This window comes from Mediterraneibacter sp. NSJ-151, assembly GCF_022487435.1.
Classification (GTDB): Bacteria; Bacillota; Clostridia; order Lachnospirales; family Lachnospiraceae; genus Schaedlerella; species Schaedlerella hominis.
The window spans coordinates 87,960-109,876 of sequence record NZ_JAKVPP010000001.1 but is presented as its reverse complement, the minus strand read 5'-3'; the positions used below and the strand labels follow the sequence as shown (position 1 = coordinate 109,876).

At 37.2% G+C, this 21,917-nt stretch carries 23 protein-coding genes and 1 riboswitch; of the genes, 7 read left to right on the top strand and 16 right to left on the bottom strand.

Going from position 1 to position 21,917, the window contains the following annotated elements:
• Positions 1–12: 12 nt before the first annotated feature.
• Entirely contained in the window at positions 13–552 is a 540-nt protein-coding gene (locus tag LQE94_RS00590) for an HdeD family acid-resistance protein (protein ID WP_240576738.1), read from the bottom strand.
• Between the two features lie 278 nt (positions 553–830).
• Between LQE94_RS00590 and LQE94_RS00585 the strand changes: the two genes are divergently transcribed.
• Positions 831–1,538 (top strand): LytTR family transcriptional regulator DNA-binding domain-containing protein, encoded by a 708-nt coding sequence (locus LQE94_RS00585; protein ID WP_240576737.1) that lies wholly within the window; start codon positions 831–833, stop codon positions 1,536–1,538.
• A gap of 113 nt (positions 1,539–1,651) precedes the next feature.
• Here the strand turns inward: LQE94_RS00585 and LQE94_RS00580 are convergent, their stop codons facing one another.
• Together LQE94_RS00580 and LQE94_RS00575 are read right to left on the bottom strand one after the other, a co-directional pair.
• On the bottom strand, positions 1,652–2,884 hold the full coding sequence (locus LQE94_RS00580; RefSeq protein ID WP_240576736.1) for a chloride channel protein: 1,233 nt from the start codon (positions 2,882–2,884) through the stop codon (positions 1,652–1,654).
• 73 nt (positions 2,885–2,957) lie between these two features.
• Positions 2,958–3,974 carry an acyltransferase gene (locus LQE94_RS00575; protein ID WP_240576735.1) on the bottom strand — a complete coding sequence of 339 codons (1,017 nt, stop codon included), beginning with the start codon at positions 3,972–3,974 and terminating at the stop codon, positions 2,958–2,960.
• 161 nt (positions 3,975–4,135) lie between these two features.
• Between LQE94_RS00575 and LQE94_RS00570 the strand changes: the two genes are divergently transcribed.
• On the top strand, positions 4,136–4,549 hold the full coding sequence (locus LQE94_RS00570; protein ID WP_240576734.1) for a potassium channel family protein: 414 nt from the start codon (positions 4,136–4,138) through the stop codon (positions 4,547–4,549).
• Between the two features lie 10 nt (positions 4,550–4,559).
• Here the strand turns inward: LQE94_RS00570 and LQE94_RS00565 are convergent, their stop codons facing one another.
• From LQE94_RS00565 to LQE94_RS00515, 11 genes are all read right to left on the bottom strand, one after another.
• Positions 4,560–5,342: a hypothetical protein gene (locus tag LQE94_RS00565; RefSeq protein ID WP_240576733.1), complete on the bottom strand. Its 783-nt coding sequence runs from the start codon at positions 5,340–5,342 to the stop codon at positions 4,560–4,562.
• A gap of 17 nt (positions 5,343–5,359) precedes the next feature.
• Complete coding sequence (locus LQE94_RS00560; protein WP_240576732.1) at positions 5,360–6,649, bottom strand: L-cysteine desulfidase family protein; 1,290 nt, start codon at positions 6,647–6,649, stop codon at positions 5,360–5,362.
• Between the two features lie 34 nt (positions 6,650–6,683).
• Positions 6,684–7,619, bottom strand: a complete 936-nt coding sequence (locus LQE94_RS00555) for a DUF4349 domain-containing protein (protein WP_240576731.1) — start codon at positions 7,617–7,619, stop codon at positions 6,684–6,686.
• A 69-nt stretch (positions 7,620–7,688) separates the two neighbouring features.
• Entirely contained in the window at positions 7,689–8,234 is a 546-nt protein-coding gene (locus LQE94_RS00550; protein WP_240576730.1) for a M48 family metallopeptidase, read from the bottom strand.
• Positions 8,235–8,287: 53 nt separating this feature from the next.
• Positions 8,288–8,686: a (deoxy)nucleoside triphosphate pyrophosphohydrolase gene (locus LQE94_RS00545; RefSeq protein WP_240576729.1), complete on the bottom strand. Its 399-nt coding sequence runs from the start codon at positions 8,684–8,686 to the stop codon at positions 8,288–8,290.
• A 10-nt stretch (positions 8,687–8,696) separates the two neighbouring features.
• Positions 8,697–8,939, bottom strand: coding sequence for a DUF3427 domain-containing protein (locus LQE94_RS00540; protein WP_240576728.1), 243 nt, complete (start codon positions 8,937–8,939; stop codon positions 8,697–8,699).
• A 484-nt stretch (positions 8,940–9,423) separates the two neighbouring features.
• Positions 9,424–9,951: a hypothetical protein gene (locus LQE94_RS00535; RefSeq protein WP_117537382.1), complete on the bottom strand. Its 528-nt coding sequence runs from the start codon at positions 9,949–9,951 to the stop codon at positions 9,424–9,426.
• Positions 9,952–10,080: 129 nt separating this feature from the next.
• On the bottom strand, positions 10,081–10,278 hold the full coding sequence (locus LQE94_RS00530; RefSeq protein WP_021861414.1) for a helix-turn-helix domain-containing protein: 198 nt from the start codon (positions 10,276–10,278) through the stop codon (positions 10,081–10,083).
• 153 nt (positions 10,279–10,431) lie between these two features.
• Positions 10,432–10,698: a heavy-metal-associated domain-containing protein gene (locus tag LQE94_RS00525; RefSeq protein WP_022075194.1), complete on the bottom strand. Its 267-nt coding sequence runs from the start codon at positions 10,696–10,698 to the stop codon at positions 10,432–10,434.
• 70 nt (positions 10,699–10,768) lie between these two features.
• On the bottom strand, positions 10,769–11,125 hold the full coding sequence (locus tag LQE94_RS00520) for a VOC family protein (protein WP_240576727.1): 357 nt from the start codon (positions 11,123–11,125) through the stop codon (positions 10,769–10,771).
• On the bottom strand, positions 11,122–11,808 hold the full coding sequence (locus LQE94_RS00515; protein ID WP_240576726.1) for an MBL fold metallo-hydrolase: 687 nt from the start codon (positions 11,806–11,808) through the stop codon (positions 11,122–11,124). Before LQE94_RS00515 ends, LQE94_RS00520 begins: the two co-directional genes overlap by 4 nt.
• 208 nt (positions 11,809–12,016) lie before the next feature.
• Between LQE94_RS00515 and LQE94_RS00510 the strand changes: the two genes are divergently transcribed.
• Complete coding sequence (locus LQE94_RS00510; protein ID WP_240576725.1) at positions 12,017–13,777, top strand: diguanylate cyclase domain-containing protein; 1,761 nt, start codon at positions 12,017–12,019, stop codon at positions 13,775–13,777.
• A 183-nt stretch (positions 13,778–13,960) separates the two neighbouring features.
• Positions 13,961–15,124: an MFS transporter gene (locus tag LQE94_RS00505; protein WP_240576724.1), complete on the top strand. Its 1,164-nt coding sequence runs from the start codon at positions 13,961–13,963 to the stop codon at positions 15,122–15,124.
• A gap of 72 nt (positions 15,125–15,196) precedes the next feature.
• Here the strand turns inward: LQE94_RS00505 and LQE94_RS00500 are convergent, their stop codons facing one another.
• Together LQE94_RS00500 and LQE94_RS00495 are read right to left on the bottom strand one after the other, a co-directional pair.
• The gene (locus LQE94_RS00500; RefSeq protein ID WP_240576723.1) at positions 15,197–16,072 is read right to left on the bottom strand and encodes a YitT family protein; all 876 of its coding nucleotides are present in this window, start codon (positions 16,070–16,072) and stop codon (positions 15,197–15,199) included.
• Positions 16,073–16,229: 157 nt separating this feature from the next.
• Positions 16,230–17,570: an MATE family efflux transporter gene (locus LQE94_RS00495; RefSeq protein WP_118737827.1), complete on the bottom strand. Its 1,341-nt coding sequence runs from the start codon at positions 17,568–17,570 to the stop codon at positions 16,230–16,232.
• Between the two features lie 181 nt (positions 17,571–17,751).
• Positions 17,752–17,848: riboswitch (purine riboswitch) on the top strand.
• Between the two features lie 50 nt (positions 17,849–17,898).
• Between LQE94_RS00495 and LQE94_RS00490 the strand changes: the two genes are divergently transcribed.
• The 3 genes from LQE94_RS00490 (at position 17,899) to melB (ending at position 21,888) form a co-directional block, all read left to right on the top strand.
• Complete coding sequence (locus LQE94_RS00490) at positions 17,899–19,185, top strand: amidohydrolase family protein (RefSeq protein WP_240576722.1); 1,287 nt, start codon at positions 17,899–17,901, stop codon at positions 19,183–19,185.
• Between the two features lie 189 nt (positions 19,186–19,374).
• Positions 19,375–20,292, top strand: a complete 918-nt coding sequence (locus tag LQE94_RS00485) for an AraC family transcriptional regulator (RefSeq protein ID WP_240576721.1) — start codon at positions 19,375–19,377, stop codon at positions 20,290–20,292.
• Between the two features lie 177 nt (positions 20,293–20,469).
• Positions 20,470–21,888, top strand: a complete 1,419-nt coding sequence (melB, locus tag LQE94_RS00480; protein ID WP_118725008.1) for a melibiose:sodium transporter MelB — start codon at positions 20,470–20,472, stop codon at positions 21,886–21,888.
• Positions 21,889–21,917 lie beyond the last annotated feature (29 nt).

The window sequence follows — 21,917 nt, the reverse complement described above, 5'->3', positions numbered from 1 at the left end:
TCTATTATCTTTTTATTCCTCACTCGCTTTTCCAAAATTCACAGCAAGTACAATCATATTGATTCCCTGCATTAAAACAGAAAATGCAATCATATATCCAACTGAGAACATTGTCAATATCGGATGTGTAAAAGCGATAATACTTACAATGATCGATAATACACCACAGATAATCGCCAGAATTCCTTTTCCTTTAGAATCTTTAAACTTCTTCACTCCGGCTACAATCTGGAAGATACCATAAATCAGTACACTTCCGCCAACCAGATAGGTTGCCATGATATCTGTCAGGAATCTCTGTACGCCACTGAACAATAAAACAATACCGCCAAGTCCTTCCAGAACTCCAAGAATACATGCTCCGATATCTTTCTTCTCTTTAGACAATGAAAGTACCACAAGTTCAATACCATTCACTAAGAGAAGCATTCCAAGAATCCATCCGATTGCTAAAAATGTTCTCATAGGTCGAACTACTGCATAAAAACCTAACAGCACTGTCAGTATTCCTGTGATTAATGTGATAGTTTTAATTGTTTTATTCTCCTTCATTTTTGCCGCCCCTTTCGCTTCTGCATTTCTTTTGTTATGTCTATAATAACACAAATTTTTATTTACTTGTTACCTTTTTTATAATATCACTCACGCAGTTAATCAGCAATCTTTTTTTACTCAAATATGTATCTTTATTTAATATTTTTCGATAAATCGCAGTAAAATTTAATTAAAATGCGTTTTATTTGTGTTAATTATTGCATTTTAATTGTTCTTATTGTATTTTCAAAGCAACTATAGTAATATAGAATTATCACAATAAAGGAAGGTCTCATATGCGTTATAATGTTCCACTATATTTCGAACGAAAGAATATCAAAATTTCAGATATTCTTTACCTTACCAGACAGAATCCTCACACAATCATTACGCTTTCCTCGGGAGAAAGCATTACGACTACAATCCCGATAAAAGAACTTATGCTCTACTTACCGGAAGAAGATTTTCTAAATATCTCAAAGGGCGTTGTTCTTCGAAAAAATCAAATTGTTCATATATCCGACGAAGGACTTTATACAATGACTGATGGTGCTGTCTTTCAGGGTAGAAAACGTAATCTGAGTCAGCACAAACAAATCCGTAAGGAACTTGGTTTAAATACGCAGAACTATTCGGATGTTTCAGAAGACAGCTCACTTCAATTATTTGATAACTGTAGCTTTCTCAATGATATGCCACTTGCTTTTTGTATTATTGAACTTGTATTTGATGCGAATGGACATGGTGTAGACTTTGTATTTCGTTACTGCAATGATGAAATGGCTGTTGTTGAAGGTGTTCCCATTTCAGAAATGTTGAATCGTTCTTTTTATGAAGTCTTTGAAAACGGGGATAAAAAATGGCTTGTTACTTATGCTGATGTAGCATTAAACGGCAATAAACATATCCTGCAGGATTATAGTCCGGAAATCGACAAGACTCTGACCATCTACTGTTTTCAACCAGCTCCGGGATATTGTGCATGTGTGTTGATTCCATCTTAATTTTCTGCTATTTGGGCGTATGCGATTACAAAACTATTTTTCTGTAATTAAAGAGGCTGTGATTTCAAAATGGGTTCTTAACATCCTGAAATCACAGCCTTTTCTATTTCGCTCTATTTTCCTTCTAAAATGGATACGCCCTTACTGCCCGCGGCTGCCGCCACGAATATCCAGACGAACCATTTCACCGGATAACACAAAAACAAAAGCATCGTAACTGCCAATGGTTTTTTCATCGTTCCACCGAGCAATGCTGCCGTAACAATTGCTGTCGCAAACACCATATGACTCTCGACATTTCCACAGAGCAGCATTGCAATACCATATCCCATGCATACTCCTGCAAAAATGATTGGGAAGAAATGTCCTCCTTTTAATCCTGACTGTATACAAAGATTTGTAAGCAGAATTTTCAAAAATGCAACTCCGATCAATGCAAGCGGGAGATAATTCATATACTCTTTCATAAGTATGCCCATCTGTTCTTCACCCGAAAACATCACTGCCGGAATCAACGTACCGCATACACCAAGAATTAAACCTGCTAATGTTTCCCTTAAGACTGCAGGTATTTTTTTCGTTGCTGTTTGCGTAAGCTGATGTGTCTTTTCATAAAATACTGCCAAAATACAACCACAAATGATATATATAATCATCAATAGATAGTCGATTCTTCCAACTTCAACCACTGAAAAAGCTGGGAAGCCGGAAAGGCCCGCTCCAAACAGTGCAGATAAACCGGCATAAACTCCTGTTGCCGCTGCCAGTGCGATACCATAAATAAATACTTTCGAAGTACCTGACATTTCTAATATTGCTTCCTCCGACTCGCTCTCTTCTACCTCGAAAATTCCGAACAGCGGTGCATGGAATAATACACTCAAAGACGCTGCAACTCCGACCTGAGAATACTCCTTTGTATGCTGCTTCGCAAACTTCAGATTGTCTCCCGCCCAATAGCACAGACCGACGATAATCCCTGTAAGCCCAGCCTCCGGACCGATACTACTTCCTATCAAAAGCGGAAGCAATGCTGCGATTATCATAACCAGCATATTTTTATATTCATAATGCTTTTCTTTTTTCACTTTACCCATTACGGTTTCCATTTCTTCCGGATAGTCCCCGTATTTTTTACGGAAAAGCCCGATAATTGCTGCTCCTATCGTACACACAACAATCGTATAAAACGGAATTGAAAACCTGCCCGGAATCCATTCCCATATCACTTCCGTTCCAACTGCCAGAACTTTTAAAAGCGCCCACACCAGTCCGCCGGCAAATGCGCCGATAATTGCACAAAACAGCCAAAGCTCTAATTGATTTCTCACCTTTGTATTCTTCATAATTCTTCTCCCATTCTTATGCTTTATCTTCCAGCGTTTCCATAGAAAACCACTGAACCCCGTCCCCAAAGGTCTAAAAAAGCCACTTAACCCCGTCCCCAAAGGTCTTTTTCATCAGCCATACACAGCCAAAAGAAAGGGCAATGATTGCCAATGTCAGCCCCGGAACTACAATCCATGCTGATGCATCTGCCGCCTCCATATACTTTTTATAATTATCCAAAAATAGAATATGTATCAGATAAATGCCAAACGAACAACCCGAAAATGCATCCATGATTTTTTTTGCCTTTGGTCCGGGAGAAAATTCGCTTTTCTTTAACCGAATAATATACATAAAGAACATTGCGGCTGCCACTACAAGTATGGGATTTCCATACTCCATAAATCGTTCACAATGAACACCTTGTTTTATTGTCCCAATCCATGTTAATCCTATGTTTATCAGCATGCATACAACAAATGTTATCGCCGGTATTCGTTGATCTCGAATCACATGTTTTCTATATTTATAAATATAATATCCGATAAACACGTAATACATGTAAACTCGATCCCCAATCAATGGCAGATCATAATATGCTTCTTGATTCCCCAAAGAAGATAGATAATTAAAAATGACTGCTAAGGTGATCACACCAAGAAATGCCTGTTCCAATCTCAAATTCATGTGCTTACACATTACCTGAAAAAACGGAAGAACCATATAAATCGGAATCATTGCATATAAATACCAAAGATGTGCTTCCGCCGGTTCGAATAATATCTTGCGTATATCATACGGTGTCTTCATATAAAAATCATTCCAGATGATATAAATCAAACTCCACACGACAAGCACAATTATAAAGCGCCATAATCGTTTTAAATGTTTTCTCAGAGGTTCTTCTCTCCCTAAAAGGAGTGCACCTGTAATCATAAAAAAACACGGAACGCTTACTCTTGCCAGAACATCTAACATCATAGAAAATATATATTCTCCCTGACTAATCTCGCCATATGCACGACAGTAATAGTTTGTCACATGGATCACTATAACGGAGACAAACGAAATGATCCGGATCAGCTCCAGATTATAATTTTTTTCCATCAAGAAATTCCACCTTTTCCTTATATTACTTACATTTTTTCATGATATCACAGGTATATTTAAACAGCAATATTGTTTTCTATTGTTATTTTCACTAAATTTATATTATACTTTAATCGACTCAATTTGTACTTACTTTTATTTTTCGGAGGATTTTAATTATGAAAAGATTAAAATTATTATGGATAATTTTAAAACGAACGAAAGCTACACAAATAATCCTTGGCTTCGTTCTCTTTATTTTTGCCAATGCTGCGGTTATCCAATTGGTTGAACCAAATATTAACCGCTACGGAGATGCCCTCTGGTATTGTTATGCTGTAATCTCCACTGCCGGGTTTGGCGATTTCGTTACTGTTACATTTATCGGAAAAATATGTTCCATATTACTTACGATTTATGCTATTTTTGTAATTGCCATTGTCACCGGAGTAGTTGTCAATTTCTATACGCAGATGGTAGAGATGCAAAGAAAAGAAACGCTCATTATGTTTATGGATAAACTAGAAAGACTTCCCGAACTCTCAAAAGAAGAGCTGGAAAGTATTTCTAGAAAAGTACGGGAATTCCGTTAGCAGAAGACTCTTATTCGTCTTCTGCTTCTATTTTGTCTTCATTTCTAACTTGTGGGATCAAAGAAGCTGCAAGCTTTCCTCTTTCTCTGTTTTTCAAATATAAAATACCAATAACAGAGAAAACAACCGCCCCAATAAAGTTCACGATCAAGTCTTTCATTGTATCTATAAGACCAATATCAAGATAGCCCCCAAGATTCCACTGCTCCCCATTGATCACTACAGATTGAACATCTACGTGAATCGGAACATTTGCACCTGTAGGATTTAATTTAACAGAATTAATTGCTGTAACAATCCAGTCTTTCTGCATATCTAAACCGAAAAACTGATCCATGCTAAATTCAAAGAACTCCCACAACACTCCGACTGTCATAGAAAAACAAAATGCAAAAAATGCAACGAAATATGGTGACATCTTAATTGAGAATTTCTCGCTTCGGTTAAAGAGATCGATTAACGCAAATCCTATCGCTGCCATTAAAAATCCATTCGTAGTATGTAAAATGCTATCCCAAATCGGAATTTTTACATAAAAAGCGTTAATTTCTCCCAAAATCTCTGCTGAAAATATAAAGATTAAAATAACTGTTTCCAATCCTACCGGTATTGTAACGCTCAATTTCTTATCCAGAAATTGCGGAACCATGAATAATATCAGCGTTAAGATTCCCAGAAACATGTTGTGATAATTCCCAAGGAAAAATTGTCGTATAACCGAAAATACTACTATCAGCGTAAGTACCATCTGTATTTTTGTTCTATTTTTTCTTGCTTTCATGTTTGTGCTCATCTCATTTTCCTCCTCTTTTAACATTCCTGATCGATATCAGCACGATCTATCATAACATTTAAAATTTCCGTGTCTGTGGCACGCATACCAACTCGCCCGATATATCCCATACTCTTAATCGTCTCCTCGATATCATCTTTGATAATACCTTCTCCCGGAAGAAAGCTTTTATTCCGGATACTAAGCTGAAAAGCCATGAGTGCAGCATCAACGGAAGATGCTATCTTCGCGGCACAGGATGGCTTTGCCCCATCACAAACGATTCCTCCAATATTTCCAAGTGTATTGATAATAGTCAATGAAATCTGTTGGTATGTACCGCCATACATATATGTGATACCCGCTCCCGCACCACATGCTGCACTGACTGCACCACAGTATGCTGAAAGACTTCCTATATAGTATTTCTGATGAATTGCAATCAGATTGCTGACAACTAAGGAACGACAAAGCTTCTCGTGAGATACTTCCCACTCATCCGCATATACGATAACCGGAAGAGACACCGTTATTCCCTGATTGCCGCTTCCTGAATTAATGACAACCGGCATCGAACAGCCGCCCATACGTGCATCACTTCCCGCTGCTGCTCTGGCACAAGCTCTCGTAATAACACTTTTTCCCCATACATGCATCAATGTTTTTCCAATCTGTGCACCATAGTTATTGTCAAGACCTTCCTGTGCTATTGCAGAATTTAATTTAATCTGACGATCAATGATTGGCTGAACATCTTCCATACGAACCTGGTCTGCAAAATCTAAAATATCTTTAACTGTAAGCTTCGATTTATCTACACTCGTCTCACTTTCTGATAAATAAGGATTATCCAGGAGCACCTCTCCATCCTTTTCAATTCTGGTAATGTTCGTGTGTTGATGTTCAATTGTTACAGAAGCAAAATGCTCTCCTTTAATCAGCTTCGCTGTAATATAAAGATTATCAACACCTTCAACCAATGAGCATGTACAGATGTTCTGGTTGATCAACTCACGAGTTCTGGAAATATCTTCCTCCGTAACCTCACTCAAAACCTCAAGTGTTTTATCTGCATTTCCACCTACAATACCGAGCACTGCCGCAACCTCAATTCCTTTCATCCCATCAGAATTCGGGACAGTAACACCTTTTACATTTTTAATAATATTTCCACTTAGTTTCATCTCCACAGAATCCGGAAATTCTCCAAGAACCTGATGTGCTTTTGCTGCTGTGTAAGCAATTGCTATCGGCTCCGTACATCCTAGTGCAGGCACAAGTTCCTGTTTAAGAATGTTTAAATAATTTTCATATAGTATCGAGTCCATTTTAATATCTTGTTCCTTTTCTACATTTTTACTTTTATATTTTTTCTATATCATTATTTTGTGTTCTATCTTCTTTTCTCATGTTTCTTTTCTTTAATATCTTTCTGACCACGATCACAACAACTGCAATCACGCCTCCACATACGATGAGAATTGGCAACGAACCAAGAATTCCAATAACAAGACCTCTTATTCCTCGTGCCACTATATATAAACTATTTCCAAATCGTTCTTTGATCTCTTCAAAGAATCCCTTCTCACCCGTATCTGTTACACGTTCCACTTCGTCTATATACACACTCACTGTACTGTAATCAATCTGATTGTCCATTGTTTTGAGCTGACTTTCGTAGTTCTCTATCTCATAACGAATATCCGATAATTTACTTTCAATAGTTAGAATCTCTTCCATATTCTCTGCCTTAGAAAGTAATTCTAACAAACGCTCCTGTTCGGTTTCTAAGGCCTTTTTATGACTTTCCACATCTATATACCGAAGTGTTACATCTTCCACAGATTCATTTTTCTGCGTCACATTTCCCAGTTCACTAACCACTTCTACAAACTCATTTAACTTATCCGCGGGAATTCGGATAACATAACTTGCATATCGAGTTGAATGATGGGAATAACTATTGCCATTAACAGAAGATGTCTCGATATAACCGCCCAACTCTGTAGTCTTTGTGCTTAGGTTAGTAAGAACAGAATCAAATTCCTTCGTCTCCAAAGATAAAGAAACTGTTCGAATCAATTTTCGTCCATTTTCTACTTGCGCTTCCAACCCATTCTCTGAAGTGACGCCCGTGTCTGCCGTCTCATCCGTATCCCAACTATATTCGCCATCCAATTCTGCGCCCGAACTTACAGTTGCACGATCTTCCACGGCCATCTTTGAGCTATTGCCACATCCGGCTGTCATCATCACCAGCATCACGGCTATTAAAAATGCTTCCACCTTCTTTTTCATAGAATCCCTCCTTTGCTTATTCAAGTCGAACATACAAGGTCTTTTTCTATATTTTACCACAACTTCTTCTCAAATGAGCTGACTTCCTTCTTCTTTAAGCCACTTTTTTGCAGCTTTATAGTCCGGACATACCTTCTCTACTTCTGCCCAAAATGCTTTCGAATGATTCATTTGTTTTCTGTGACACAATTCGTGAACTACAACATAATCTAAAACTTCCGGAGGAGCTAACATCAACAGACAGTTAAAATTCAAATTACCCTTGCTGCTACAACTCCCCCATCTTGTCTTCTGATTTCTGATGGTTATCCTTCCATAAGTAACTCCAATTATTTTTGCAAAATATTCTACTCTCGCTGGAATTGTCACACAAGCTTTATCTGCAAGCTCCCTTATTTGTTCAAACGTTATTTTTTCCGATGCTTTCGGTTTAATATGTTTCTTCTTTTCCGCTATTTCTTCAAGTTTTTTATTAATCCAAGCCTCATTCTTTTTTAGAAATTCTTCAATGTATTTTTCCGAAACACTATATGGGGCTCTTACAGTGACATTTTGATTAAAGTCTACCTGAATTGCTATCGTTTTTCTATTTGATTTAATCACTGTAACTTCCATAATGACTCCTCTATAATATCTTTTCTTTATGCGTCTGAAATCATGTTGCAAAATCACATTTCACTTCGTATTTTATCAATTAACGTAACATCCGCCGGTAACCAGGCTACGCTATCTAATTGAGCCTTGGTAAGCCATTTTGCTGCTTCCGCTTCTTTCAGTTCCAGATGTCCTGCGACAACTTCAGCCCAGAAGCAATCCATAGAAAGATGAAATGTTGGATAATCATATTCTATCGTATCAATCAATTCGCCAACTTTGATTTCTGTATCCAGTTCTTCCATAATTTCTCGTTTCAATGCTTCCTGTGAGGTTTCTCCAATCTCAACCTTTCCGCCGGGGAACTCCCAGCCACCTTTCAGATCTCCGTAGCCTCGAGCTGTTGCGAAAATTTTATTCTTCTCTTTTATATCATCACAGATAATTGCTGCAACTACTTTAATTGTTTTCATAAATAAACTCCTAACTTGTCATATATTCATAAATGTCATCTCGAACCGGTACATCCAAAGTATAATTGATCTCAAATGCATCGTCCTTTGTTTTTTCCATTTTAATAGGAGTTGGAAATCCCTTTGCAAAGATTTTACCTAAAAAGTAGAATTCTTTTGCTTCTTTATCATATGCCAAATTTGAGTTGATTGCTGAATTAATAAAAGCCGTATCTAAACCTAAAGAAATATCGTGATTTGCTTTTACTACCATCTGAATCACCTCCACTGTAATCATTTGTAATTTCAACATTATCATTTAACATATTAACTCAAATTATATCATACATACCTTTGTCTGTGAGAATAAAGTGTGCGGATTGAGCAGTTTTACCCTAACTGTTTTCTTTCGCTACTGAAGAAGTCCAAGTTGCCATGTTCCTAAAACATTAGGAATCAAATATAGCAAACACTCACCAAAGATGAATTTGTCACTTTGATGGGCATTCTTCGAAAATCCGATATGCTGAAATCCCCCGGAAGCAAGCGTGGCAAAGGTAACTGAAAGAAACGATAGCAACAAAAAAACAGGTCCGGATGCACTGAGGGTAATCAGTGTATCTGAACCTGTCTTTTCTATGGTCTTTCCGATGAATAGCTGAGCTAGTTTTTCATTGAGATTTCTTATGCTTTTTTCGTTGACATTTAATACTGTTCAATGTATCATATAATCAAGAAATGGGTTTGTTACCGTACAGCTATTGCTCAAGCGGGGTGCTCGTTTCTTTTTTTATGTTCACCATGTCATACAGATATAAATTTCCGTCTGCAGCATGTCGTATCAACATTTCTATCCTGAATATATTAAACCGTTCAAGATCTCCAGTATCATTGTTATATACTGGAAGTGCAAACCTTGTCGTAAATCTATACCAGCCAAACTTTGCATCAACATTATGCTTTCCTTTAAAGTTTTCCTGCCATCGTTTATTCGTAGCACATTGAAGAAGCATAGGAATTCCCTGAGTAGCATTAGCCTTTGCTTTCGCATTCGCTCCATATAATCTTTTGGTATCTCCAGATCCTTTTAATTCTCCTGGAAAATCTGAACCAATATAGACTTGATCCGAGGTTTCGACTACTTCATAGCAATCTCCTATGTATTCTTTTAAATACTGCTCAACTTCTTCCCAATTGATATTCCTCTTTCCTTTAAAACGAATATCACTGATTACAACAATTTTCTTTCCATCCAAATCTGATATTACACTTATTTTCTTATCCACTAAATATCCTCCTTTCCAGTATGACGCATTGCGTTATGTTTATGATAAAAAAATATACAAAGAATACTATAATACCTGATAACCCTTCTTTGAACTAATTCTTGGACTAGAAATCATCAGTACCACTTTTTAATTATCTTCACTATTGATTCGACGCTCTATTTCCGCTCTGTATTTCAACAATCGCAGTAAATAATCCGGAAGTTCTCTTTTCTCTGCTTCCCAATCTTGAACAGTACGATACGGAATACCATAGTAGTCACTAAATTCACGTCTGTTCATTCCCATTTTTTCTCTTAATTTTTTTACTTCTTTTCCTCTACTCATGATTAAACTCTCCTGCAAAATAACGCATTGCGTTATTTAATAGTACCCGATATATACTATGTTGTCAATTCGCTATATTTTCACCTAAAATAGAAAAGACAGGCCCGAACTCCTTGTAAATCAAGGCTTTTCGTCCTGTCCATAACAAACAATTTACAATTTTTTTCTTATAAAATCAAAAATGCCAACTGTCTTCTCAACAGGCTGACTTGTAATTTCGCCTATAGTATAACCCGTAGCTTCAATCGTTCTCCGAATTGCAGCTTCATCTAAAGGCTCTTCGGATAAAATGATTGTTTCCCCTTTAGAATGGTTTGATTTTACTTTTTTCACCGAAAATGCGCCTCGGATTGCTTCGTTAATATGAGCTTCACACATAGTGCAAGCCATACCAGAAACCTTTACTGTTGTCTTAATCATGCTGAATCATCCTTTCATGTTGAAAGCAATACCCGCTGTTGTGTCTCTTTTCTATTTGCTGTAAGCAGATTTACGGCAGAATCTCAAGCCAGTATCCATCCGGATCTTCGATGAAATAAATTCCCATCGCTTCATTTTCAAAACAAATGCATCCCATCTCTTTGTGCTTTTTATAAGCAGCCTCATAATCATCTGCTCGAAATGCCAGATGGAATTCACATTCGCCCAGATCATATGGCTGTGGATGTTCTTTCAGCCAAGTAAGTTCCAGCTCAAAATCGCTGACATCATTGCTCAAATATACAATAATAAAATCATCTGTAGTCTTTCGTCTTACTTCATGTAAATCGAGGGCTTCGTTATAGAATTTAATAGATTTGTCTAAATCTGATACGTTATAATTTTCATGGACCATTTTAAAATTCATAATGCTTCTCCTTTTGTACATTCTGTGTTTTTAATACGTGACTTATATTGTGGGTGTTCAGTAATAAACCGCTTTATTACACTGGCATCACCCCAATAGTGCATTGGAAAAATGGCATTGCAATCTACATTTTCAAGAAAATATAGAATCCCATCAGCATAGTGACCTTCTTGTCTTGGATCAAGCGGAACGAACGCAACATCAAAATGCATCCCCTTAATTTTTCTAATTTCTGCACGATATGCCGATGTAAGCCTCTGATTATCCGTCTCCGGATCACCCTCCCAATACCAGTCATTTAAATCACCGGCGTGGTAAATCGTTCCTTCTCTTGTTTTGACAATAAATGCAACACCGCTATCATTTGAAAGCAATGTATCAACTTCGGTATCATTATCCAACGTATATGCTTTATCGTGATAAGCATATGTAATTTTCATATCCGACCGCTTATTCTTCTTGCGTATATCTTTCGATAAAACAGCCTGATAGGTCATCCCCATTTCATCAAGGATCTCGAAGATTTTCGGGTTAAAATGATCCTCGTGAAAGTGACTGCAAAAGACAATCACTTCTTTCTTTTTATCGAGAAACGGCAATTCACCCTTGTAATAGTCAAAGATATAGTAGCAATCTTTAGTCTCAACCAAAAAGCCACTATGATTAATATAAGTTATTTTCATGATATCACCTGCTAAAAATGACATGTTTCAAATTCGCTATTATTGTACATTGTTACGTTAAATTTGTAAAGTATCACTTGCCAAATTATCTGATGTATCTTTTTAACATAAAATTTTTTATGTTTTCTCTAAAATACATTTTGTTTTTACATTTCTATGCTATACTAAAGCATTATAAAAATTCTATTTATAATACGAGGTGAACTAAGTGAAGAAAAAAACACTTGTGCCTCTTATCATTTTTTTACTGGGTATGTGCCTGGTTGGTTTAATTGTATACAAAACAGACACCCATGAAAAAGCAGAGAGACACACAACTGCACAATTTAATGCCGCAACCTATGGTGAACGTATAAAAAACGAAATTATAACCGGAATTGAGATTACCAATACACTGGAACAAATTTTGATCAGTGAAGATGGTGAAATCAACCACTTTGACACAATTGCAGAGAATATCATATCTGACTCTATTGCAAGCATACAGCTTGCTCCAGATGGCATTGTGACAGATATTTATCCTGCCAATGGAAATGAAGCAGGTAAAATTGATCTGCTCCATGATAAAGACCGCAAAGAAATTTCCTGTTACGCAAGAGACCATCATACAATCATTACTCAAGGTCCCTTCGAATTGAAACAGGGAGGCATGGGAATTGCTGTCCGCAATCCAGTCTACCTGAAAGATGAAAATGGACAAGAATACTTCTGGGGATTTACCATTGTTATCCTCCGTATTCCTGATATTTTTTCAGACTCAATTGATGCGATTTCAAATTTTGGATATGAATACAGACTTTCAAAAACAGACACACCTTGGAGCGATACTTATACAATTATTGAGCAATCGGATGGTGAAATGCTTCATCCTGTTTCTTATAGTTTTACAATAGGTGAAGAGAAGTGGATTTTTGAAGTAACTCCTGAAAACGGATGGAGAAATACTACATTAATAGCAATAATTATTGGATTTTTTACTTTTATCCTCTTACTTTTATCTGGACTTACACGGGTGTGGTTAGTATCGAAAGAGAATAAAAATAAATTTCAAAGACTGGCTCACACGGATTTTCTTACCAATATCCACAATCGTTATGGATTTGATGAATTGGCAAAAGAGATGATAAGCAAAAATCCGAAAGAATATTTTATAGCCGCACTCCTTGATATCGATGATTTTAAGTTTATCAATGATATCTATGGACATGTTTATGGGGATAGAGCATTAAAAAGCCTGGCAGATAGCATGAAAGCTTTTTTCCCACATGATGTATTACTTGGAAGAAATGGTGGTGATGAATTCTGCGTCCTTCTGCCAAATTATACCTTTAAAAAAGCAGAAGAACTATTTCAGAAATTCACCAAAATTCCAAAAACATTCTCATACAAAGGAAAAGAATATCCATTTTATATTTCTCTCGGATATGCGGAATATCCAACATTTGCATCCAACTACGCACAACTCATGCGCTGTGCAGATGCCGCTCTTTATGGGATAAAACTTCATGGAAAAAATGGATGTATGGCTTACAGAGAAGAACTTCAATCAGGAGTCCGAAAACAGCTTGGCTTTGCATTTAAAGACATCGCCGAACATCTTCCGGGTGCATTTATCATATACAAAGCGGATAAAAAAGACGATGAACTATTTTATGCAAACCATGAATTCCTTCATATGGCTGGTTATAAAAATATTGATGAATTCTTTAAACTCACAAAAAAGAGGTTTCGCAATCTGATCCGTGAAGATGAGCAACAACAGATAGAATCCAGCATCTGGAAACAAATTGACAGTGGCAATGAAAATGACTATATTCACTTCCATCTTCGAAAAGCTGATGGTTCTTATCTTTCTGTACTCGACCATGGAAGAATTGTGGAGAGTCAGCAATACGGACGAGTATTTTATGTTCTGTTTATGGACTGGGAGGATATGCACATTCATTACAAGGATAAATTTTCAGAATAGGAAAAGCCGGTGCGGGAGCATATCAAATCCCACACCGGTTTTATTAATCGGCTCCGAAAAGAGCCAGTAAACCCCGTCCCTAACTGGCTCTAAAAAGCAATCAACTATCTGGCAATTTTAAAATTGAAATTCTTATATTGCAACTATATAATATAGCGTATAAAAAAATTAGGAGAATGAAACATGAGCTTTTTATTAGGAATTATTTATCTTTCATTTATTAGTCTTGGACTTCCGGATGCCCTTCTTGGTGCAGCATGGCCAAATATGTATCCTGAATTTCAGGTGCCGGTGTCCTACGCCGGAATCATTTCCATGATTATCGCATTGGGAACTATTATTTCCAGCTTACAAAGTGACCGCCTCACAAGAAAATTTGGAACTGGGAAAGTTACGGCTGTAAGCGTCGGAATCACAGCACTTGCTCTGTGGGGATTTTCTGTCAGTCACAGTTTTATTTTATTGTGCCTATGGGCAATTCCTTATGGTCTTGGTGCCGGCAGTGTAGACTCTTCTTTAAATAATTACGTTGCACTGCATTATGCCAGCAAACATATGAGCTGGCTGCATTGCATGTGGGGAATTGGTGCAACACTCGGTCCATACATTATGGGCGCTGCACTTACTGGCGGAACCACATGGAATACGGGCTATCGAATTATTTCAGTCTTGCAGATCATACTGACAGCTGCTTTGATATTTAGTCTTCCAAAATGGAAAAAGCAAAATACTATATCGGGAAACGACACTGTCGGAAGAGCTCTATCACTGAAAGAAATTCTTGCAATTCCAGGTGCCAGGGCAATCATGCTCTGCTTCTTTTGCTATTGTGCAATTGAACAGACAACTATGCTTTGGGCAAGCAGCTATTTGAATCTGGCAAAAGATGTAGATGCCAAAACAGCTGCTTCCTTTGCTGGTATGTTTTGCATCGGTATTACTATTGGTCGTGGAATCAATGGATTTATTGCAATGAGATTGAAAGACAGACAGATGATTCGTATAGGACAGACTATTATTTTGATTGGTATTATTATAATGTTTCTTCCTTTTGGACAAGCGGTTTCGCTGATTGGATTTTCGTTAATTGGATTAGGCTGTGCACCGATATATCCATGTGTTATTCATTCTACACCGGAGCATTTTGGAGCAGACCGCTCACAGGCAATTATTGGAGTACAGATGGCAAGTGCCTATATTGGAACATGTCTCATGCCTCCATTATTTGGTTTAATCGCTAACCATATATCGATCCGATTGTTACCTTTATATTTATTGATTCTGCTTATATTAATGGTATATATGCATGAGTTGTTGGAACTAAAAACACGCTCCACAGCCATATAATGTCTGGTGAAAAATAAAATTCCAGCCTGGCGGAAGTTTATTTAATTGCCATCCAAGATGCCTCTATATTCATCACGCTTCCTCTTCTCCGTAATGTTTACTCAATGAGAACCCTCTTCCACGTACTTCTGTAACTCTACTGACAATCATAAAAGCCTCTGGATCAATATGTCTGATTAACCTCTCAACCTGTGGAAGCTCACGATTAGATACAATACTCAACACAATCTGTGTTTGTTCCTGCCGATATCCGCCTTCACCATACAACATCGTCACACCTCTGTCTACCTGCGCAAGAATCGCCTGACGTATTTCTTCCACCTGACTACTAATAATCTTCACTTCTGTCTTAGTATTTCCCATCATCAATACTTTGTCCAACACTGTCGTATAGATCATAACCAGTAACACACCATATAAAACACGCTCTGGAGGATTATATACAATCTGCAGAACCAAAATCAATATATCAAATACATTCAGACTAAGCGACACAGGAATTCGAAAATACTTATTCAATACCAACGGCGGAATATCCATACCTCCTGTAGAAGCTCCCGTTCGAATCACAATCCCCAGACCAATCCCGATTCCAAGTCCGGCAAATATGGTATTCAGCATTGGATCAGTCGTAATCACCAGATCACCGAAAATATGATTGGCCGCTTCCAATGCGATTGGATAAGTAAAAGAACTGATAACTGTTGTCAGTGCAAATTTCTTGCCAAGAAGCGTCCATCCAACTAGTAACATCACAATATTAAACACTAAAACAAACCCAGAAATTGATGCTCCTGTAAAATGCTTCACTACCAGACCGATACCGGTTGTTCCTCCTGTCATCAGATTCCCCGGCAAAAGAAAAAGTCTGATTACAAAGGCATAGAGAATATTTCCTAAAATAACCGTTGCAACTGTACCTGCTCTCTTTAAATGTGTTTGATCCATAACAACCTCCAATTACTTATATACTTTTAACTAACATTCCCCAATACAGAATATTATACTGAGAAACACTTCATTTTTTCAATAATAGTTTTTATAAATAATCAGAGAAATCCCCGCAGTCAATTATAGAGAAACGGCTGTTTTGTCAAATTATATATCAAATTGAATCCACCTTATCAGTCGGCCATGATTTTCTGAGTGCCGCATAAGAAATCAAAAAGTTTGCGAGCCATCCAGCCGGTACAGCAAGCCAGACAAATGCAATACCAAAACGAGGGGCACAGATTAAGGCAACTGACAATCTTATTGCAAGATTTACCATATTTGCAATAAGAAATGGCCGCATGATTCCAAGCCCACGAAGGACTCCATCTGTTGCCATCTTGATACCCATGAAAATGAAAAAGTAGCCTAGCCATCTCATATAATCCCCTGATACCTGATAAGCTAAAGCAGTTCCGTCTTTTCCTAAGAATAACGAAGAAATTTGCGTATGCAATGTCTCAATAACTATAAAAGCAAGAACTGCAAAACATAAATCTAACACCAGTGCAGCATGATATCCTTTTTTGATACGTTCGATTTTCTTTGCACCAAGATTTTGAGAAACATACGGCGAAATTGCATTTCCAATAGATACAAATATCAGTGAAAATACATTCTCTACTCTCATCGTTGCCGAATAACCCGCTAGTGCCTGTGTACCAAATGGATTTACAACCGCCTGTACAATCATCATCCCAATTGACACTGTAGACTGCTGAAGAACCGAAGGTACAGCAATTCGAAGCATTGAGCGTAACTCCTGCCCGTCAAACCAGCTAAAGTGACTTTTATATCGGCGCATCCGACTAAAGAAAATCAAAAGTGAAAATACTGCAGAAATTCCTTGTGCAATAAGAGTCGCAAGGGCTGCACCAAACACACCAAGACCAAGTCCAGCCACCATCCAAAGGTCCATAAATATATTTAAAACCGAAGAAAATATTAAAAGACCTAACGGAATCTTTGATTCGCCGATTGAAGTGAACATCGTTGAAAGGATATTGTACATAAACAGAAACGGAAATCCCACAAAATAAACTCGAAGGTACAGTACCGCTTCATCCAATATATCAGCAGGTGTCTGTAATAAACTCATCATTGGATGGGAAAAGCAAAATCCAAACAGACCCAGAAGTATACTTAGAATCAGAAAACTAATTAATGATGTCGACACAATCGTTTTCATTTTGCTATAATCCCGGGCACCAAAATAACGGCTTACAAGAACCCCTGCACCTACACCTGCACCCAATGCTACACAAATGAATACATTCGTAAGTGCGGCGCAGGCACCAACTGCAGCAAGTGCAGATGAGCCTACAAACTGACCAACAATAATAGAATCAGCCATATTATATACTTGTTGAAAAAAACTGCCTAGAATCATAGGCATTGCAAAAACAGTCAGCGCTTTAAGAGGCGCATCTGTAATTAAATATTCATCTTTTGACATTGTCTTATTCTCCTTCTATAGAGATTTATTTTATATCTTCAAAACACAAAATGCAAATGTTGTTATGATCAATCAACATTTTCTGATAAATTGAATATGCAATATACACAAAAAATAATTGTGTTTTTTTAATATAAAGTCAATAGACAATCATATATAAAAATATTATAATCCATATTGAATCAGTCGATTAATATTATTATGTATATGCTGGAGATTGGTCCAGTGTTTCTACCAACTACCGTAAAGAGTTGACTACATAAGTTCTATGTGGTGACTCTTTTTTGTTTGCCTAAAAAGAACTTTGTGATAGGAGGTTTGACAAATTATGAATAAAAAGAAAGAGATTAAAGCTTTAAAAGGTCAGATTGTATATTCTGAATCCTCGAAAAAATTAAAGATTTGTGAAAATGGATATCTTGTATATGAAGCAAATCAAATTAAAGGAGTATATCCAACACTTCCGGAAGAATATGAAGGAATATTGGTAGAAGATTATGGGAACAGAATCATTGTTCCTGGATTTGTAGATTTACATGTACATGCACCACAATATGCTTTCCGTGGATTAGGTATGGATATGGAGCTTTTAGACTGGCTGGAGACAAATACTTTTCCAGAGGAGTCAAAATATAAAGACATCATCTATGCCCGAAAAGCTTATCAGATGTTTGTAGATAATCTGAAGAAAAGCGCAACAACAAGAGCATGTATATTTGCAACGATTCATAAAGAATCAACTATTTTATTGATGGATATGCTTGAAAAATCCGGGCTTGCTACGATGGTTGGTAAAGTGAACATGGATCGCAATTCACCGGATTATCTGAGAGAAGAAACAGAAGAAAGTGTAAACGAAACAATCTCTTGGCTTGAAGAAGTACAAAAGAAACAGTACCAACATACAAAACCTATTTTGACTCCTCGATTTATACCAAGCTGTACAGATGAACTGATGTGTAAACTGAAAGATATTCAAGAAAAATATCAGATTCCGGTGCAGTCTCATCTTTCAGAAAATTATGGCGAAATTTCATGGGTACAGGAATTGTGTCCAAAATCAGAATTTTATGGAGACGCATATGATCAGTTTGGATTGTTTGGAAGAGACAGCAAGACAATTATGGCTCATTGCGTACACTCAGACGAAAAAGAAATTAAAAGAATGAAGGAGAATGGTGTGTTTATCGCACATTGTCCGGAATCTAATACAAATTTATCCTCAGGAGTTGCACCTGTCAGACAATATTTGGAAGAAGGAATGCATGTAGGATTAGGAAGTGATATTGCTGCCGGATCTACTGAAAATATGTTTGTTGCTATGCGGTATGCCATTCAGGCTTCAAAACTACGCTGGAGATTGAAAGATGAAAAACTGTCCCCATTAACTATGCCTGAAGTATTTTACATGGCTACAAAGGGCGGCGGAGAGTTTTTTGGTAAAGTAGGAAGTTTCGAAGCAGAGTACGAAATGGATGCCGTAGTGCTCGATGATAAACGCTTAATCCATCCACAGGAAATGAATGTGGAGCAGCGGTTAGAACGAATGATTTATTTGGCGGACGAACGAGAAGTCTATGCTAAATATGTAGTAGGAGAAAAAATATCTGATTAACGGAAAGAAGGGGGATTTGCAAGTTTTTTTTCGTTTTTATACTTGGTTTGAAAACTAATGGAAGAATAACACGATACTGTGATAGAATAAGGAAAATGGTTAAACTAACTATTGTTGAGTGAGTAACAGCAAAAGTAAGCATGACTGGAAAGTGCTTGTGATCTTAGGGATTAAGAGAGGATGCAGATTATGGAAGATTCTTACGTATTACAACTATTAAAACCAAAGTTTAAAGATTTTCATTTGTGTTTCTGCGGATTTGCAGAATGTGAACCCTTACATAGCTACGGACCGGCCACAAGACCCAATTATATTTTGCATTATGTAATAAAGGGCAAAGGAATCTATCAGGTCGGCGAAACGAAGTATCAGCTGAAAGAAGGGCAAGCCTTTCTGATTGAACCGGAGAGTCTAACCTTTTATCAGGCAGATAAAACGGACCCATGGTCTTACCTTTGGGTAGGATTTGGTGGTACGGAGGCACAGAGATTTGTCAGAGATCTCGGACTGAACAGTCGTCAGCTTACATGCGAGTGCGAATATGGAGAAGAACTGAAAGAAATTGTATTTGAAATGCTTCATCATACGAGTTCAACTGCAGAAAATCTTTATTATCTCCAGGGAAAATTGTATCAGTTTTTCTCCGTGCTGGCTCGCGGGATTGAAATTCAGCAATATGCGGATGATACAAAAGAAAGTATACATGTACAGGAAGCAATTGCCTATATAAAGAATTACTATTCACAGAAAATCACAGTGGAAGATATAGCTGATTATCTGGCACTTAACCGAAGTTATTTATATACAATATTTAAGAACAGTCTTGGAATCTCGCCGAAGGATTTTTTGACGAAATTTCGAATTTCCAGAGGAAAGGAGCAGCTCACACTTACAGATCTCTCTGTGGAGGAAATCGCAGTTTCTTGTGGTTATCGCAATTCACTTGCTTTCGGCAAAGTATTTAAACAGAAAATGGGAATGACGCCGACCCAATATCGTAATGATAACAGAAAGGCTGCCCGAGAACAATTGATCAGTGCACAAAACGAACTGAAAGAATACAAGGAACATAAAAAAATTTATGTAGGAGAAGTCGAAAAAGAATAGACGAAATGTTGAAAAAGACATCCGATACCTAACATTTGAGATATAATACTTAACAAAAAGGTATAACGGATGTCTTTTTTTGTACGCTATACTTGTATCAGCAGATATAAGGAACAAGTGCACAGGTTTCTTCACTCAGATATCAAATAAACAAAGGAGTATTAGAGGAGGAGAATCATGGAAAATCAAAAAGATACTCAGAAAAATCCGCAATATAAATATGCGTCTACAAGAGAAAAATTATGTTTTGGAATTGGAGCAATCGGCAAAGATGCGATTTGCAATTTAGTAGGAGCATTTTTAATGCTTTATTTTACAGATACTTTGTATCTGGCACCGGCATTTGTCGGCGTACTGTTTTTGGTAGCAAGAATATGGGATGCGATCAATGACCCGATGATGGGAATGATCGTTGACAATACACATACACGTTTTGGTAAATTCAGAATCTGGCTTGTAATCGGAACATTGGTAAATTCAGTTGTATTTGTTTTGTTATTCCACAGTTTTAACCTGTCAGGAACAGCCTTGTACGTATATGTATCCGTTATGTACATTTTATATGGAATGACTTATACGATCATGGATGTACCTTACTGGTCATGGCTTCCTAACCTGACAAATGACCCGCGTGAACGTGAGAAAGTTTCCGTAATTCCAAGATTTTTCGCAAGTCTTGCAGGATTTTCAGTAGCAACATTTGGGCTTTATATTATCAATTACCTGAATAAAGCAGCAGGCGAGAGCAATCTCTACGCAGAAAAAGGATATACACTTTTTGCAATTATTATCGCAGTTATTTTCATCGTTACAATCGGAATTACTGTATTTAATGTAAAAGAGGAATCAACAGTAGGTATATCAGCAGAAAAGACAAGTCTGAAACAGGCATTTCATGTAATTGTAAAAAATGATCAGTTGCTTGCATTTATCGGATTACTTTTGACATTTAACCTTTGTACACAGATTGCAAAAAGCTTTGCTGTGTATTATTTCAAATGTGTATGCCACGATGAATATCTGTATTCTATCTTTGGATTTGCAATTATTGCTGAGATGGCAGGACTTTTATGCTTCCCAAAAATCGCAGCAAAAATTAGCCGTGAAAAGGTATACGCATTTGCATGTGGACTTCCAATTGCTGGATTTGTACTGCTCGGTGCAGCAGGATATGTAGCACCACAGAGTAATGTATTAGTTGTTGTATGTTGTGCACTGCTTTTCTTCGGATCAGGTCTTTCACTTGGAGTAACAACATGCTGTATGGCAGACGTTATCGACTATGGAGAAGTAAAATTTGGTGTACGAAATGAAAGCGTAACATGCTCTGCACAGACATTTCTTATGAAGGCAGCTACGGCAGTAGCAGGTGGATTAACAGGAATTGGTCTTCAGATTGTAGGATACAACGCAAAAGCGGTAACTCAGAGCGCAGCGACCGTAATGGGTATTCGCGTGTTAATGCTTGTGATTCCAATCATTCTTGCATGTGCAAGCTTTGGTATTTACAAAAAATACTACACTTTAAAAGGTGAGAAGATGGAAGAAATCACAAGAAAAGTAAATGAAATGCATGCGAAAAAGCAGACAGCTTAAGAGACAACAATTCAATTGTAAAAGAGGTA

Coding starts and splice junctions, on each gene's coding strand:
- LQE94_RS00590 (WP_240576738.1), bottom strand. CDS start 552: ATGAAGGAGAATAAAACAATTAAAACTATCACATTAATCACAGGAATA.
- LQE94_RS00585 (WP_240576737.1), top strand. CDS start 831: ATGCGTTATAATGTTCCACTATATTTCGAACGAAAGAATATCAAAATT.
- LQE94_RS00580 (WP_240576736.1), bottom strand. CDS start 2,884: ATGAAGAATACAAAGGTGAGAAATCAATTAGAGCTTTGGCTGTTTTGT.
- LQE94_RS00575 (WP_240576735.1), bottom strand. CDS start 3,974: ATGGAAAAAAATTATAATCTGGAGCTGATCCGGATCATTTCGTTTGTC.
- LQE94_RS00570 (WP_240576734.1), top strand. CDS start 4,136: ATGAAAAGATTAAAATTATTATGGATAATTTTAAAACGAACGAAAGCT.
- LQE94_RS00565 (WP_240576733.1), bottom strand. CDS start 5,342: ATGAGCACAAACATGAAAGCAAGAAAAAATAGAACAAAAATACAGATG.
- LQE94_RS00560 (WP_240576732.1), bottom strand. CDS start 6,649: ATGGACTCGATACTATATGAAAATTATTTAAACATTCTTAAACAGGAA.
- LQE94_RS00555 (WP_240576731.1), bottom strand. CDS start 7,619: ATGAAAAAGAAGGTGGAAGCATTTTTAATAGCCGTGATGCTGGTGATG.
- LQE94_RS00550 (WP_240576730.1), bottom strand. CDS start 8,234: ATGGAAGTTACAGTGATTAAATCAAATAGAAAAACGATAGCAATTCAG.
- LQE94_RS00545 (WP_240576729.1), bottom strand. CDS start 8,686: ATGAAAACAATTAAAGTAGTTGCAGCAATTATCTGTGATGATATAAAA.
- LQE94_RS00540 (WP_240576728.1), bottom strand. CDS start 8,939: ATGGTAGTAAAAGCAAATCACGATATTTCTTTAGGTTTAGATACGGCT.
- LQE94_RS00530 (WP_021861414.1), bottom strand. CDS start 10,278: ATGAGTAGAGGAAAAGAAGTAAAAAAATTAAGAGAAAAAATGGGAATG.
- LQE94_RS00525 (WP_022075194.1), bottom strand. CDS start 10,698: ATGATTAAGACAACAGTAAAGGTTTCTGGTATGGCTTGCACTATGTGT.
- LQE94_RS00520 (WP_240576727.1), bottom strand. CDS start 11,125: ATGAATTTTAAAATGGTCCATGAAAATTATAACGTATCAGATTTAGAC.
- LQE94_RS00515 (WP_240576726.1), bottom strand. CDS start 11,808: ATGAAAATAACTTATATTAATCATAGTGGCTTTTTGGTTGAGACTAAA.
- LQE94_RS00505 (WP_240576724.1), top strand. CDS start 13,961: ATGAGCTTTTTATTAGGAATTATTTATCTTTCATTTATTAGTCTTGGA.
- LQE94_RS00500 (WP_240576723.1), bottom strand. CDS start 16,072: ATGGATCAAACACATTTAAAGAGAGCAGGTACAGTTGCAACGGTTATT.
- LQE94_RS00495 (WP_118737827.1), bottom strand. CDS start 17,570: ATGTCAAAAGATGAATATTTAATTACAGATGCGCCTCTTAAAGCGCTG.
- LQE94_RS00490 (WP_240576722.1), top strand. CDS start 17,899: ATGAATAAAAAGAAAGAGATTAAAGCTTTAAAAGGTCAGATTGTATAT.
- LQE94_RS00485 (WP_240576721.1), top strand. CDS start 19,375: ATGGAAGATTCTTACGTATTACAACTATTAAAACCAAAGTTTAAAGAT.
- melB (WP_118725008.1), top strand. CDS start 20,470: ATGGAAAATCAAAAAGATACTCAGAAAAATCCGCAATATAAATATGCG.